Below are 14,244 nucleotides of genomic sequence, written 5' to 3' on the forward strand. Positions count from 1 at the left end.
TTTCGGTGATTCCGGCGACAGACATGGTCGTCGAATCGCGGAGTGGCGAATGTGCAGTGAAGTATGCGTTGCCACTGGCGTGTGGTACTTGCCTGGTGTGGGTATTAGAGCTGCTAAGTGGTCAAAAGGAATTGCGCTGTTTTTAGATGTGTGAGTGGGTTTAGATGCCGTGAAGTAGGTAGGCCAGGGTGACGATGAGGGGAATGCCGGTCAATGTTAGGGCGGTGTTGAGCGCGGTGAGGGGAATGTTTTTAGCGCGCAGTCCCAGGATCGTGCCAGTGATGCCGATGAGCATGACCATGCCGAAGATGAACCAGGTGAGCCATACGAAGTGGGTGCCGCGGGAGACGGTCACGATGATGATGATCGCGTTAGCGATGAGGCACATCCAAGCAGCCTGCGAAGCGGATGGGCGCATTGAGGCTCCTTCAGGGGGAATCGCTGTTCTTGCCAAGGAACGGTAAACGGTATTGAGAGGTTCCGGTAGGTCTTCGTTATTAACGTCGAGTGAAAACTCCTGCGCAAGAGCAGGATGCGCTGATTGTTGCGGAAGTTTTTGTGACATGGATTTCGTGGGTGCGTGGCTGTGGTCAGTAATTACGCCTAGCGCTGCGGACCCGCAGGAAAAGAATGTGAAATCTATCACATATTTTGTTGCGTGGTGAGGGGTGATAAGTGACATGACAGATGAGACGTATCTGTCCGAACTTTGACAGGCTGTAGTGCCCATATGAAGGTTGTGAATTACACCCGAGGAAAGTGGGCACACCCGTGGCAAATTCACGAGCACCTCGCCCTTCGCCCCCGAAGGTGGCGAAGAACGCCGAACTGCGTAGCGACAGCAGTAAAGTCCACGCCGTCACGGGCGCTGAAAGTGTCGTCAAATCCCTTGAAGCAGTAGGCGCAGACGTCATCTTCGGGATACCTGGCGACGCCATCTTGCCTGTCTATGAGCCGCTACTAAACTCCACCACCTTGCGACACATCCTGGTGCGTCATGAACAGGCAGCTGGTCACGCAGCGCAAGGCTACGCCTGCGTCACCGGCAAGGTCGGCGTATGCATAGCTACCTCTGGCCCCGGAGCAACCAACCTGGTTACCGCAATCGCTGACGCCCACATGGACTCCGTCCCACTGGTAGCAATCACCGGGCAAGTCGCCAGTTCAGCCATCGGTACAGACGCTTTCCAAGAAGCAGATATTCGCGGCATCACCATGCCGATTACAAAACACAACTTCCTCGTCACCAATCCCAGTGACATCCCCGCAGTCATCGCATCCGCGTTCCATATCGCTTCCACAGGCAGGCCAGGCCCAGTCCTTATCGACATCACCAAAGACGCCCAGACATCACACACCGAATTCTCCTGGCCACCTAAAATCGACCTCCCTGGGTATAGACCAGCAACCAAACCTCACCAGCGACAGATCCGAGAAGCAGCCAAAATTATCGGCTCGGCACAACGCCCTGTTTTCTACTTCGGCGGCGGCGCCGTCCGTGCTGGTGCCGCGTACCATCTGCGCCGACTCATTGACCTGACCCAAATCCCCTGCGTCGCCACTCTCATGGGGCGCGGCGTTGTCCCCGATTCTCACCCTCTCCATCTAGGGATGCCAGGAATGCACGGCTGCGCCGCGGCAGTCATAGCCCTGCAAAAGTGTGATCTTCTTATTGCTATCGGTGCCCGCTTCGACGACTGCGTCACCGGAAAGCCAGCCACTTTCGCCCCTGCCGCCACAGTGATCCATGCCGACATCGATGCAGCAGAGATCGGCAAAAACCGAGCCGCAGATGTCCCCATCGTTGGTGATGCAAAAGCCGTCGCCATCGAACTATTAAGCGCACTAGGACACGAGGGTGCACTGGGTAATTACGCCCCCTGGCGTGAGGAAACCCACCAAATCGCGCAGCAATACCCTCTCGGATACAGCGTCACCGATGGTCAGCTAGCAGCACAATTCGTACTCGAACGGCTCTCTACCCTCGTTGGCCCCGAAGCCACATATGTTTCTGGTGTTGGCCAGCATCAAATGTGGGCTGCGCAGTTCATCACCTATGAACGTCCAGCCTCATGGTTGAACTCCGGGGGACTAGGGACGATGGGATATGCAGTCCCTGCTGCGATGGGCGCCAAAGTCGCCGAACCAGATCGCACAGTGTGGGCCATCGACGGCGACGGCTGTTTCCAAATGACCAACCAAGAACTCGCCACCTGCCTGGTCAACAACATCCCCATCAAAGTCGCCATCCTCAACAACTCCTCGCTGGGCATGCTGAGCACACGGCAGGGCCTGATTTATGGCCAACACGCCGCACCCGAAGCTGGAGCAGTGGGCGTGCCTGACTTCGTCAAACTCGCCGAGGCATATGGCTGCGCTGGCTTTAGATGTGAACACCCCAGTGAGGTAGATGCCACCATCACCGCAGCTATGGCTATCAATGACCGCCCCGTCGTTATTGATTTTGTCGTCGCACGTCAAGCCATGCAGTGGCCTATGGTCCCAGATGAGCTTTCGGACGAGGAACTGCGCTACGTCCGTGAATCTTCACCAGTGTGGGATCGTCTCGTCTGAGCTCGGAATGGAAGAAGGCTGCCCCCATGAAACGCCATATCTTGTCCGTGCTAGTCCAAAACCATCCGGGTGTTCTTGCTCGGGTGGCTGGGTTATTTTCCCGCCGCGGCTTCAATATCGATTCCCTTGCTGTTGGCCCAACAGAAGACCCAAAGGTTTCACGGATGACCGTGGTGGTCGATGTGGAAGACCTTCCGCTAGAACAGTTCACCAAGCAGCTCAATAAACTTGTCGAAGTACTGAAAGTGATTGAGCTCGATCTTGACAACACAGTCACCCGGCGCATCTTGCTCGTAAAAGTTCGTGTCGACAGCACCTGCCGTGCTGACGTGGTGCAGATTGCTGAGCTGTTCCGCGCTCGCATTGTTGATGTCGCTTCGGACTCGGTCACGATCGAAGCCACTGGCCGTCTAACGAAGTTGGATGCCTTGCTGGCACTGCTAGAGCCCTACGGTGTGAAAGAACTCGTGCAGTCCGGGATGGTTGCGATTGGGCGAGGATCCAAGGCGATTACAGACCGTTCCGGTAGGAACTGACTGTTTGCGGCGCCCACGACGGGCCGTGTCCTGCAACACTTTCCCCATACCCTCCCGGCGTTGCTCGGGACTGAGAGCTATTGAAAACGATGTGAGGAGCCAGACATGGCCGAACTGCTTTACGACGACGCCGACCTGACAATCATCCAGGGCCGCAAGGTCGCCGTCATCGGTTACGGCGAGCAAGGTCAGGCTCACAGCCTCAACCTGCGCGACTCTGGTGTCGATGTCCGCGTTGGTTTGCGGGAAGGGTCGGCCTCAATTGAGAAGGCGCAAGAAGAAGGACTTCGCGTGGTGCCGGTAGCGCAGGCAGCACAAGAAGCCGATGTCATCGTGCTGATGGTCCCTGACCACGAGCAGCAAGCGCTTTTCATGCAAGAGATCGCTCCTTACCTGCAAGCAGGTAACGCGCTCGTCTTTGCGCACGGGTTCGCTATTCGATACGGCTACATCCAAGCCCCCGCAGACGTGGACGTGTTCTTGGTTTCTGCCAAAGGGGCAGGAGATCTTGTTCGCCGTGAGTACGAGGACGGCCGTGGCGTGCCGGTGCTCCTAGCAGTTGAGCAGGACGCCACCGGGCAGGCCTGGGAGCTGGTGGCTTCCTACGCCATGGCTATGGGTGGATTGCGTGCAAGCGGCATGAAAACCACATTCGCAGAAGAGGCCGAGGCACACCTGTTCGCTGCCCAGGCCGTTTGTGGTGGAGGGCTTTCGCACCTGGTGAAAGCTGGTTTTGAAACTTTGGTTGAGGCCGGATATCAGCCGCAGGTGGCGTACTTGGAGTGCCTGCACGAGCTGAAGACAGTTGTCGATGTGATGGTTGAGCAGGGGCTGGCGGCACAGCGCCGCTCGGTTTCGGAGACCAGCGAATACGGCGATTACGTTTCTGGTCCGCGTGTGGTGGACGCGAACACGAAATCGTTGATGAAAGATGTCCTCGAGGACGTTCGTAGTGGTGCCTTCGCTGAGCGGTTCATTCAGGACCAGCAGGCAGGTGCTAGTGAACTCACTGAGTTGCGCGCCGCAGAAGAAAGCCACGAGTTGGAGACGGTGGGGACCCAGATGCGTCCGATGTTTCCGTGGATAGCTGCACGCGATGAGTACAGCGACTGATCTGCCGTGCGCTGACGTGGCAGGTGGAGCACTGGGGGCGCCGCACCATGGGCGCCCCCAGCGTCGCATCAGCGCTAGTGCATGAGCTGTTTGGGCGATCAAGGGACGATGAAGCCAATTCCCATAGCGTCGTGTGGGGTACGTTATCGATTTCACTTATGGATCTAGTGGCTACTTGCTGTTTGCGGTGAAGTTGTCCTCGATAAGCTCAGGATTGTCCGCCCCTGACCATCCAACGAGGAGCAGCCCGTGAGCGATACAGATCTCACTGCCCAGTCCACTGCGTTCCGTAACGCAATCAGCGTCGTTGAAGGGGTGGAGCCGCGTATCGCGCAGGCCATCCGATCAGAGCTTCGCGATCAGCGCAGTTCTTTGAAACTTATCGCGAGTGAGAACTACGCTTCCACGGCTTCCCTGTTGGCATTGGGTAACTGGCTTTCTGATAAGTACGCCGAGGGCACGATTGGGCACCGCTTCTACGCCGGATGCCAGAACATTGACACAGTCGAGAGCGTCGCAGCCGAGCACGCACGAGAACTGTTCGGTGCCCAGCATGCCTATGTGCAGCCCCACTCGGGTATCGACGCCAACCTTGTCGCCTATTGGGCCATCCTGGCTCATCGGGTTCAAACACCGGCGCTGGACAAGGCCGGGGTGAAATCGGTCTATGACCTTAGTGACGCTCAGTGGGCTTCGTTGCGTGCTGAAGTGGGTAACCAGCGCCTTATGGGTCTTGCTCTAGATGCTGGTGGTCACCTGACGCATGGGTACCGTCCAAACATTTCCGGAAAGATGTTTGATCAGCGTTGCTACTCCACAGATCCGCAGACCGGCGTGCTCGACTATGCGCAGGTTGCCCAGCAGGTCAAAGAGTTCAAACCGCTAATCCTCGTGGCGGGGTATTCGGCATATCCACGGCTGATCAACATGGCCAAGATGAAAGAAATCGCCGACTCTGTCGGTGCCGTGCTGATGGTAGATATGGCGCACTTTGCTGGCTTGGTCGCTGGCAAGGTCGCTATCGGTGAGTATGACCCGGTGGCCTACGCCGATGTTGTCACCACGACGACGCATAAGTCGTTGCGGGGTCCTCGCGGTGGGCTGGTGCTGTGCACGGATGAGTTCAAGGATGCTGTCGACAAGGGCTGCCCGATGGTGTTGGGTGGGCCGCTGTCGAACATGATGGCGGGTAAAGCCGTGGCCTTGGCGGAAGCGCGCAAGCCAGAGTTCCAGACTTATGCACGCAATATCGTTGACAACGCTGTCGCTTTGGCTGAGGGGCTGAAGAAGCGGGGGGCCAAGCTGGTTTCTGACGGCACCGAAAACCACATCGTTCTGCTAGATGTGGGTAGCTACGGCATCACTGGCCGGCAGGCCGAGGGGGCACTGCTGGAGTCCGGCATTGTCACAAACCGTAACTCGATCCCGAACGACCCCAACGGCGCCTGGTTCACCACAGGAATTCGTTTCGGCACACCAGCATTGACATCTCGAGGGCTGGGTGTGGCGGAGATGGACACCATCGCTGAGATGGTCGACACTGCGCTGAAGGCCACGAAGCCGGGCACGACGAGCAAGGGAGCCCCGAGCAAAGCGCAGTACGTCATGCAGGAGTCTGTTGCCGCTCGTGTTCACGCACAAGCCGATGAGCTACTTGCCCCGTTCCCGCTGTACCCAGAGGTTGATCTGGGCTGAGATAACGCGCGATCAACTCAGGGCGCATTGTGCTGCTTCTGTGACGAAGCTGGCTCAATGCGTCCTTGCGCATGTGATGGGGGACACAACGTCCACAATCAAGGAGAAACCATGACTGCTGCACTCGATTTCGCTGTAGAGCCCAATCCGAACCCAGCGATGCCGGAACAACGTGCCCAGATCCTGTCTGCACCTAAATTCGGTGCTTACTTCACCGATCACATGGTTACGGCGACATGGTCTGAGCAACTGGGGTGGCATGAGGGACGTGTTGGCCCGTATGCGCCGTTTAGTATCGACCCGGCTGCGGGGATTCTGCACTATGGGCAGGCTGTGTTCGAGGGGCTCAAGGCCTATCGCCATGAGGACGGGTCAGTGTGGAGTTTCCGCCCAGAGGCTAACGCTGAACGTATGGCTTCTAGTTGCCGCAGGTTGGCTCTCCCTGAGTTGCCAACCCGGGATTTCATCGAGTCCATCACTGCACTGGTGCAGGTCGATAACGCGTGGGTGCCGCCTTTCGAGGCGGGGGAGTCGTCTTTGTATTTGCGGCCTTTTGTATTCGCTAGTGAGGCCTTTCTTGGAGTGCGCCCGGCCCGGGAGGTCACCTATGCGCTGATTGCTTCACCTGCAGGGGCGTACTTTTCTGGTGGGGTTTCTCCGGTTACGTTGTGGATTTCGACGACATATTCACGGGCTGGGCGAGGTGGAACAGGAGCAGCTAAATGTGGTGGTAACTATGCCTCTTCGCTGGCCGGGCAGCTGGAGGGCATTTCCCGCGGCGCTGAGCAGGTAGTTTTTCTGGACTCAGAGACCCAAACTTTTGTTGATGAGCTCGGCGGCATGAACATTTTCTTTGTTTATCGCGATGGGCGTTTGGTGACACCGGAGTTGACGGGGGCAATTCTGGAGGGAGTGACGCGACGTTCGGTGTTGACTCTTGGCGCCGAGATGGGATTGAACGTCCAGGAACGCCGAGTTCCAGTGCAGGAGTGGAAAGACGGCGTTGCTTCCGGCGAAATTACGGAGGCTTTCGCCTGTGGAACTGCTGCGGTCATCACTCCCATCGGGGATGTTCTCTGGGAGGGAGGGGCAATGTCGCACGGCGCTCCGGTAGTGGCTTCGAAGATTCGCAGTACGCTTCTCGACGTTCAGTATGGACGGACCGAGGACGGCCACGGATGGATGAAGCGACTGGTGTAAAAGACGCTGTACGCACTGAAAGTGATTACACGAAAGGTCGATGGAAAGTTGCGCCTCAGCGGGCATCACAGCTGCTTGCCGCTACGGTAGCGATGACGATGGTCATGTTTTTGCTTTCGGAGTCATGGCTGTGGTTTTTGGCTATTCCGTTGCTGACATGGCTGGTGTACGGCTCCGGAGAATCCAACGATGCACGCTGAGAACCTGGCGTGAATTCACTTGTGTAATAGTGCTTCGCATGCCTGGATAAGCCGGGTGCGTAGTTCGGTGGCGGCGCTGGCGAGCTTGCGCTGTTGGGCTACGTACTCGGCACGTCCAGATGCTGTCTCGACACGTATGGGCGTGATGTCCAGGTTGCTCAGGTCGTAGGGGCTGGCCGCCATGTCTAGGTATCGGGCACGCATGGCGTGGTCGAACATGTCGATAACCAGTTCGCTGGGCACGGCAGGTAGTAGCGCCGCGGCATATCGGTATAGATCCATGCCTGCATGAAGACAACCAGGCTGTTCATGGTTGATCTGGGTTTCTCGTGTTGGATGATCTCGGTTCAAAGGCTGCGCTTGCGGTGTGAAAAACCGGAACGCGTCGTAATGGGTGCAGTTCACCGGCAGCGATTCGACTACCTCGTCTGTGCCCTCTGCGCCCAGACGCAAGGGGGCAGGATGTCTCCTCTGGTCAGCGTCTTGATAAACCATCGCCCACTCGTGTAATCCGAAGCAGGCATAGCTGGGGGTACGGGCCGCAGTGGCGGTGAGAAGATCACGCACGTAGCGCACAAATTTTCCCCGATTAGCCAGAAATGCAGGCACATCCACGTGCGTGAAGGTGTGGCCGTCACGTTCTTGGCTCACGTAGTAGCGCATGCGGCCATGCTCGGCAGCGTCGATCAATGTGATGTCGGGGCCAGGATGCCATTGGCGAAGCTGACCGGGAGTGTGCCGGTAATACACCCAGATGAAATCTTCGACAGCGTGTTTTTGGCCGCGAGAACGTCGCTCAAGGTGGGCGCGGGTACGTGCATCGACGCGCTCGTGATGTTCTTGAGCTGCGCGTCTCCACGCATCGGGCGACAAAACAGTGTTGGTCAGGGCAGACACCAGGTCAGAGTATCCAGCTCGCGCATGCACGCCCACTCGTGGTGAATTTGTTCCTCTGGTCCCACAGGAAGCCACGGACATTCTGTGAGCCAGCCTGAGCCGGGACGACCTTGCTTTCGTAGGCAACTAGGCTTCGCCAAGAGCTGACCAGGTGTGGCTGCATCCAGGCAGGCACCTATTGCATAAGAAGGGGAAGGCATGCGGATCGTTCGGTTTGTGCACGAAGATGAGGCGCCCAGCTACGGCGTTATCCAGGGAGATCCGGGTGAAGAGTGGATTGCTGCGGTGGCCGGTGACCCTCTGTACACACAAGTCACTGGTACCGGGCAGCGTTTCGAATTGGACCAGGTTCGTCTGGTGGCGCCGGTGCTACCACGCAGCAAAGTTATTGGTGTGGGACGCAACTACGCTGACCATGCCGCGGAATTAGGGAACGAGGTACCTGCGCAGCCTGGACTCTTCTTTATTCCGAATACTGCCGTGGCTGGTCCGGATGACCCAGTTGTGATTCCTCCTTTTGTTGAGGAAGTCAGTTTTGAGGCTGAACTAGCTGTGGTGATCGGCACGATGTGTAAAGACGTCCCAGCGGCCCGAGCTATGGATGTCATTTTTGGTTACACCTGCGCCAATGACGTCACTGCTCGTGATTTGCAAAAGACTGACCTGCAGTGGGCCCGTGCCAAGGGGCTTGATACCTTCTGCCCGCTTGGCCCGTGGATCGAAACAGACCTTGACCCTTCGGCGCTGGCTGTACGTAGCCGGGTTGATGGTGAGCTTGCTCAAGATGGCGCCACGAGCGACATGGTCTTCGATGTCGCGGCGTTGATCGAGTACGTTTCTGCTGCCTTCACCCTTTTGCCTGGAGACGTGATCCTTACCGGTACTCCTGCGGGAGTTGGTTCGGTCTGGGCCGGGCAGCGCGTGGAGATCGAGATCGAAGGGATCGGAGCTTTCTCTAACCCGTTTGTTCGCCGCGACTAATTACCTGCAGTGCGGCAAATGGTGACACATCGAACGAATGTGCCACCACAGACTTACGAATGTTCGCCCCGCGAGTATCGTCGTGGCATCCACAGCCTCCACCGTTGAAGGAGAGAAGTCGCGTGTCCTCCAAGAGCACCCCCCACATCAATCCCAAGGGCGTCGAGATCGCAGAAACCGTGTTGCTTCCTGGTGACCCGCTGCGCGCTAAATTCGTCGCCGAGAACTACCTCGAAGACGTTGTTCAGTTCAACGATGTCCGTAACATGCTTGGTTTCACCGGTACCTTCAACGGCACACCCGTTTCCGTGATGGGAACAGGCATGGGGATTCCTTCGATCAGCATCTACTCCTGGGAACTCGTCAACGTTTTCGGAGCGAAAAAACTGATTCGTATCGGCTCCTGTGGCTCTATGCAGAAGGAGATCGACCTTTACGACATCATCATTGCCCAGGCCGCTTCCACTGACTCCCGGATTCTCGAACAGTACGGTTTGCCGGGCACTTTGGCTCCTACTGGTTCATGGCGCCTGCTCAGCGCCATCACCAAGCAGGCTGAAGCCAACGGTGTACCGGTTCACGTAGGAAACGTTCTTTCCAGTGATGTTTTCTATAACGACGACAGCACCGTCAACGAACGGTGGGCCCGCATGGGTGTCTTGGGTGTCGAAATGGAAAGTGCAGGCCTTTACGCCATCGCAGCCCGCGCTGGCGTCGACGCCTTAGGCGTATTCACCGTCTCGGACAACCTTGTTACTGGCGGCAAAACCACACCCGAAGAGCGCCAGACTGCTTTCACCCGCATGATGGAGCTCGCCCTACCCCTGGCAAACGCATGAACACTATGAAAGAACACGCCCGCACCGCGCTGGATCCTCGGCGCGCTGTGCCGGTACTCCTGTTTGTTTTTGTTTTTTCCCTTGTCATCGATAACGGCTTTAAAACGATGACTGGGCCTATGGCTGCGGCATTGGGGATTAGCGCCAAAACCGCCAGCCTGCAGGCCTCTCTTGCCGGAGTGATCATCGGTATCGGCGCGGTAGTCTACGCCGCTCTTGCCGACTCAATCAGTATCCGTAAGCTCATGGTCACCGGTATTGGTCTGATCGCTGTGGGCTCTGTGATTGGTTTCGTGTTTTCGAACTCGTGGCCACTCGTGCTTGCCGGTCGTCTCATCCAGACGTGCGGACTGGCTGCTGCGGAAACTCTCTACGTCATTTACGTCACGAAGTACCTGTCAGAAACAGACCAGAAGAAATACCTGGGCTACTCCACGGCTGCGTTCCAGGCAGGGTTGCTTATTGGTGCGCTGACGAGCGGTTTCATTTCTGCGAACGTGTCTTGGACTGCCATGTTCCTCATCCCGCTCATTCTCGTTTTGACGATTCCAGCCATTCATAAGATGGTTCCCGAGGATGAGGCTTTCGAAGGCAACCTGGATCTTTTTGGTCTGCTCATTGTCGCGGTATTTGCAGCCAGCCTCATCATGTATATGCAGGAATATGCGCCTGTATGGCTGATCCCGGTGATTGTTTCGTTGCCATTGTTCGCTTGGCATGTGCGCAGTCATGAACGCGCTTTGGTACGTCCGGAGTTCTTCACCAATGGCTGGTACGTGACCGCTTTGGTCCTCGTTTTGATTATTTACACGGCACAGCTGGGCTACATCTTCTTGTTGCCTTTCGCTGCGAAGTCTTTGCACGGTTTGGGGCAAGATCAAGCATCGCTGCTCATGGTCCCAGGGTATGTATGCGCAGTTCTTGTCGGTATTTTCTCCGGGCAAATCGGCCGATTCCTCAGCTCGCGAGTGACCATTTTCACTGCGCTGGGAATGATTTTTTCCTCGCTAGTTCTGGGGGCTGTGCTGATGGAGGTCAGCCTGCCTGTTCTGGTGGTGTCGATCGTGTTGTTTGCTTCCGGTTTTGCGTTGATGTATGCGCCGCTGGTGAACACCTCTTTGCAGAAAATTCCTGCTGCTAAATCCGGTATCGCGATTGGGTTCTACAACCTCACGATCAATATCGCGATCCCGTTGGGTATCGCGTACACGGCCAAACTGCAAGACGTCGCCCCGACGTGGTTCGGTGCCTTGTCGCTGTCTCGTTCCCACGAAGGTCAGGTCTATTCGACGATTACCTGGGTGCTTGCGCTGGTGGCGTTGAGTGGCATGGTTATCTACTTCTTGTGCGACCGAGTGTTGGTGGCACGTGACAAGAGCGCTGCGGCTCAGGTGTCTGCTGCGTAAGTTTTGTGCATACGTGTGTGGTGCGGGATCTGGTCAGATCCCGCACCACACACGTATGCACGTATTTAGTAGTCGTTGTCGATGATGAGTCGGGCAGTGTCGATGTCAGTGGCCAAGTGTGTGGCGTAGCCAGCGCGTAGCGCTACTGCGAGTGCTTCTGCCTTTCTGATCCCACCGGCGACGAGTAGGCGTGTGTCTTTCTCGCGCAGCTTCTCCAAGGGGATGGCGATGGTGCGCTCATCGACGCTGCTGAGGAATGGTGAACCGGTTGAATCGAAGAATCGGGAGCAGATGTCGCCGATGGCATGGTCGAGGATTGCTTTTTCTTCGTTTTCGGTGAGTTGACCAATTTTGAGCAGGACAGATTCTTGAGATACCACTCCGACGGTGAAAACGGCCACGGTTGCTTCCAGGCCCAGATTGAGCAGCCTGCGAATGTGGCGGTCTTGTTCGACTAGGTGTTTCACTTCAGGGGAGTCGAATATGACCGGAAGAGGCAGTGGCCATGCGTATGCGTTGAAGGCATGCGTGAACATGGTCATGGTTTCGAGTTCATTGGTGGAGCGTGGTGTGAGAGAGATTCCACCTTTGAGCTGGATGAATTGCACACCGCGGCGAGGTTGAGGTTCTAGCGCTAGTGCGATTGAGTGCATGCTGCGTCCCCAGGCGATTCCAACAAGGTCACCGTCGGTAACGATGTCTTGGAGCATGCTTGCCCCGATGCGCCCTAGCTCACGTGTTAATTCAGGGTCGATGGGGTGGTCGTGGACGAGTCGCACTTCTTGTAGACCAAACCGTGTGCGTAATTCGTCGGCGAGTTCTGCGCCGCTTTCACGGGGGTCGTGGATTTCTACGGTGACGAAACCGCGGTCTTTGGCGTGTTGAATGAGTTTGCTCACTGTTGGGCGGGAGATACCCAGGCGCGTGGCGATTTCGTTTTGTGATAGCTCGTAGCGGTAGTACAGCTTCACAACTTCGAGGGCCTGCGAATCACGCGGTGTCATAAAGCAATTCTCCTGTGCAAAAGCACAGCGTCCCGCCGAGACCGTGAAGGTATCGACGGGACGCCTATCAAAGCGATCAGGGCTGTCAGCTCATGACAACGCCGACAATGGCGGCGTTGAGCAAGTTGGTGCACATACCGGCAAGCAAGGCCAGAGGACCAAGTTTGGCTACTTCGCCGCGACGCTCGGGGACCAAACTTCCGAAAGCACCGATCTGGATGGCGATCGAGGAGAAGTTCGCGAAGCCAGCCAAGGCGAAGCTGGAGATCAGTACTGCCTTGGGTGACAAGGTAGCAACCTGCTGGCTGAAGGCGGTGTAGCCAACGAACTCGTTAAGGACGGTCTTTTGACCGATGAAGTTGCCGACCAGTCCTGCTTCTTCCCATGGTGCGCCGATGACCCATGCGACGGGTGATAGAACGACACCGAAGAGGCCTTCGAGTGTCCATTCGGGGTGGCCGAACCAACCGCCGATGCCGCCGATGATCGCCGAGACCAAAGCGATGAGGGCAATGAATGCGATGAGCAGGCAAGCAACGCACACTGCGATGCGGCCACCATTGAGGGCACCGTTTCCGAGGGCGTCGATGACGTTGCGGGATTCGGTGTCGCGAACGTTGCGGACGTTGGCGTCAGCTTCTGGTTCCTCCATTTCGGGCATGAGGGCTTTGGCCATGATGAGCGAGCCAGGTGCGTTCATCACGCTTGCTGCCAGCAGGTAGGGCAGAGGCGCGCCGAGCAGGGAGTACCCGATCAAGGTGGAGCCAGCAACAGCTGCGAAACCACCGGTCATACAGGTGAACAATTCAGCTTTGGTGAGTTTGCGGATGTAAGGCGCGATCATGAGCGGGGCCTCGGTCTGGCCGAGGAAAATCACCGTTGAGGCCCACACGCCTTCGATTTTCGAAATGCCTAGGAGCTTTTGTAGCCCGGTACCGACGATGTCGACGAATAGCTGGATGACGCGCAGGTAGTAGAGCGCGCCGATCAGTGCTCCGAAGAACACGATGACGGGCAGTACGTTCAGAGCAAAGACGAACCCGTTGTTGTTGGTAGGCAGCAGCCCACCGAAGACAAATTGTGTTCCTTTATCGGTGAAATTGATTAGGGAAGTAAGCCCGCTAGCTACCCAAGAGAGTGCCTTGAATCCTGGTTCCCATTTGAGAACGAGGAATGCGAAGGCGACCTGCATGGCTAGGCCTACGGCGAGGGTGCGCCATTTGATGTGGCGGCGGTTGCGCGAGATGCCGATGGCGAGCGCGAAGATCAGGGCAATGCCGATAAGGCCTTGGAAGCGCTCCATTAGTTGTCCTTGTTTTCGTGAGTGGGCGTGGGGTTGAGCGATTCGGGACCGAAGCTGTGCGGCAGGAGGGTCTCGAAGGGAATCGAGATGGGTGTGCCGTCTTCGCTTTCGACGATTACGTCGATACAGCCGAATTCGCGGAGTACCTGGCGGCAGCCGCCGCAGGGGTAACAGGGAGCGCCACGCAAGCCGACGATGGCGACGGCCGCGATTGTGCGGTCAGTTTCGTCTGCAGCCACCATGGTGGATACCGCGCCACGCTCAGCACATAGGCCAAGGGGATAGGCGGCGTTTTCCACGTTGCAGCAGGTGACTACGCGCCCGCCGCCGGTGAGGAGGGCTGCGCCGACGGGGAAGGAACTGTACGGCGCGTATGCGCGCGATGCGGCCGTGCGTGCAGCTTCCAAAAGTTGGTCGGCAGTGGGGCGACTGCAAGGGGGTGAGGTGGTCATCGTCGTGCATCTTCCTGGCCGTCTCCGTCGACGGCTTCGTGTGG

Annotated in this window: 14 protein-coding genes; 9 read left to right on the top strand and 5 right to left on the bottom strand. The window is 57.2% G+C overall.

Going from position 1 to position 14,244, the window contains the following annotated elements:
* Positions 1-160: 160 nt before the first annotated feature.
* Positions 161-418 (bottom strand): hypothetical protein, encoded by a 258-nt coding sequence (locus DXZ77_RS01670; protein ID WP_147279153.1) that lies wholly within the window; start codon positions 416-418, stop codon positions 161-163.
* A 353-nt stretch (positions 419-771) separates the two neighbouring features.
* On the opposite strand from DXZ77_RS01670, the gene DXZ77_RS01675 reads away from it, so the two are divergent.
* The 6 genes from DXZ77_RS01675 (at position 772) to DXZ77_RS11650 (ending at position 7,318) form a co-directional block, all read left to right on the top strand.
* Positions 772-2,574 (top strand): acetolactate synthase large subunit, encoded by a 1,803-nt coding sequence (locus DXZ77_RS01675; protein WP_371666984.1) that lies wholly within the window; start codon positions 772-774, stop codon positions 2,572-2,574.
* 26 nt (positions 2,575-2,600) lie between these two features.
* Positions 2,601-3,110 (top strand): acetolactate synthase small subunit, encoded by a 510-nt coding sequence (gene ilvN, locus DXZ77_RS01680; RefSeq protein ID WP_115029471.1) that lies wholly within the window; start codon positions 2,601-2,603, stop codon positions 3,108-3,110.
* Between the two features lie 105 nt (positions 3,111-3,215).
* Complete coding sequence (gene ilvC / locus DXZ77_RS01685) at positions 3,216-4,223, top strand: ketol-acid reductoisomerase (protein WP_115029473.1); 1,008 nt, start codon at positions 3,216-3,218, stop codon at positions 4,221-4,223.
* Positions 4,224-4,472: 249 nt separating this feature from the next.
* Complete coding sequence (locus tag DXZ77_RS01690; RefSeq protein WP_115029475.1) at positions 4,473-5,918, top strand: glycine hydroxymethyltransferase; 1,446 nt, start codon at positions 4,473-4,475, stop codon at positions 5,916-5,918.
* Positions 5,919-6,029: 111 nt separating this feature from the next.
* The gene (locus DXZ77_RS01695) at positions 6,030-7,118 is read left to right on the top strand and encodes a branched-chain amino acid aminotransferase (RefSeq protein WP_115029477.1); all 1,089 of its coding nucleotides are present in this window, start codon (positions 6,030-6,032) and stop codon (positions 7,116-7,118) included.
* Positions 7,097-7,318, top strand: coding sequence for a hypothetical protein (locus DXZ77_RS11650; protein WP_147279154.1), 222 nt, complete (start codon positions 7,097-7,099; stop codon positions 7,316-7,318). The genes DXZ77_RS01695 and DXZ77_RS11650 overlap by 22 nt, the downstream gene beginning before the upstream one ends.
* A 15-nt stretch (positions 7,319-7,333) precedes the next feature.
* Here the strand turns inward: DXZ77_RS11650 and DXZ77_RS01700 are convergent, their stop codons facing one another.
* Complete coding sequence (locus DXZ77_RS01700; RefSeq protein ID WP_258553069.1) at positions 7,334-8,215, bottom strand: 3-methyladenine DNA glycosylase; 882 nt, start codon at positions 8,213-8,215, stop codon at positions 7,334-7,336.
* A 198-nt stretch (positions 8,216-8,413) separates the two neighbouring features.
* Between DXZ77_RS01700 and DXZ77_RS01705 the strand changes: the two genes are divergently transcribed.
* From DXZ77_RS01705 to DXZ77_RS01715, 3 genes are all read left to right on the top strand, one after another.
* Positions 8,414-9,196, top strand: a complete 783-nt coding sequence (locus DXZ77_RS01705) for a fumarylacetoacetate hydrolase family protein (protein WP_115029479.1) — start codon at positions 8,414-8,416, stop codon at positions 9,194-9,196.
* Between the two features lie 122 nt (positions 9,197-9,318).
* A complete protein-coding gene (deoD, locus tag DXZ77_RS01710; RefSeq protein WP_181815990.1) occupies positions 9,319-10,035 on the top strand; it encodes a purine-nucleoside phosphorylase in 717 nt (238 codons plus the stop codon).
* The gene (locus DXZ77_RS01715; RefSeq protein WP_115029483.1) at positions 10,032-11,441 is read left to right on the top strand and encodes an MFS transporter; all 1,410 of its coding nucleotides are present in this window, start codon (positions 10,032-10,034) and stop codon (positions 11,439-11,441) included. Before deoD ends, DXZ77_RS01715 begins: the two co-directional genes overlap by 4 nt.
* Positions 11,442-11,506: 65 nt before the next feature.
* Here DXZ77_RS01715 and DXZ77_RS01720 read toward each other — a convergent pair whose 3' ends face one another.
* The 3 genes from DXZ77_RS01720 to DXZ77_RS01730 form a co-directional block, all read right to left on the bottom strand.
* Entirely contained in the window at positions 11,507-12,445 is a 939-nt protein-coding gene (locus tag DXZ77_RS01720) for a sugar-binding transcriptional regulator (protein ID WP_115029485.1), read from the bottom strand.
* Positions 12,446-12,530: 85 nt separating this feature from the next.
* Positions 12,531-13,748 (bottom strand): NupC/NupG family nucleoside CNT transporter, encoded by a 1,218-nt coding sequence (locus DXZ77_RS01725; RefSeq protein ID WP_115029487.1) that lies wholly within the window; start codon positions 13,746-13,748, stop codon positions 12,531-12,533.
* Entirely contained in the window at positions 13,748-14,200 is a 453-nt protein-coding gene (locus tag DXZ77_RS01730; protein ID WP_028327041.1) for a cytidine deaminase, read from the bottom strand. Before DXZ77_RS01730 ends, DXZ77_RS01725 begins: the two co-directional genes overlap by 1 nt.
* Between the last annotated feature and the right edge of the window lie 44 nt (positions 14,201-14,244).

Origin of the sequence: Dermatophilus congolensis (assembly GCF_900447215.1) — a bacterium.
In the GTDB taxonomy this organism is placed as follows: domain Bacteria; phylum Actinomycetota; class Actinomycetes; order Actinomycetales; family Dermatophilaceae; genus Dermatophilus; species Dermatophilus congolensis_A.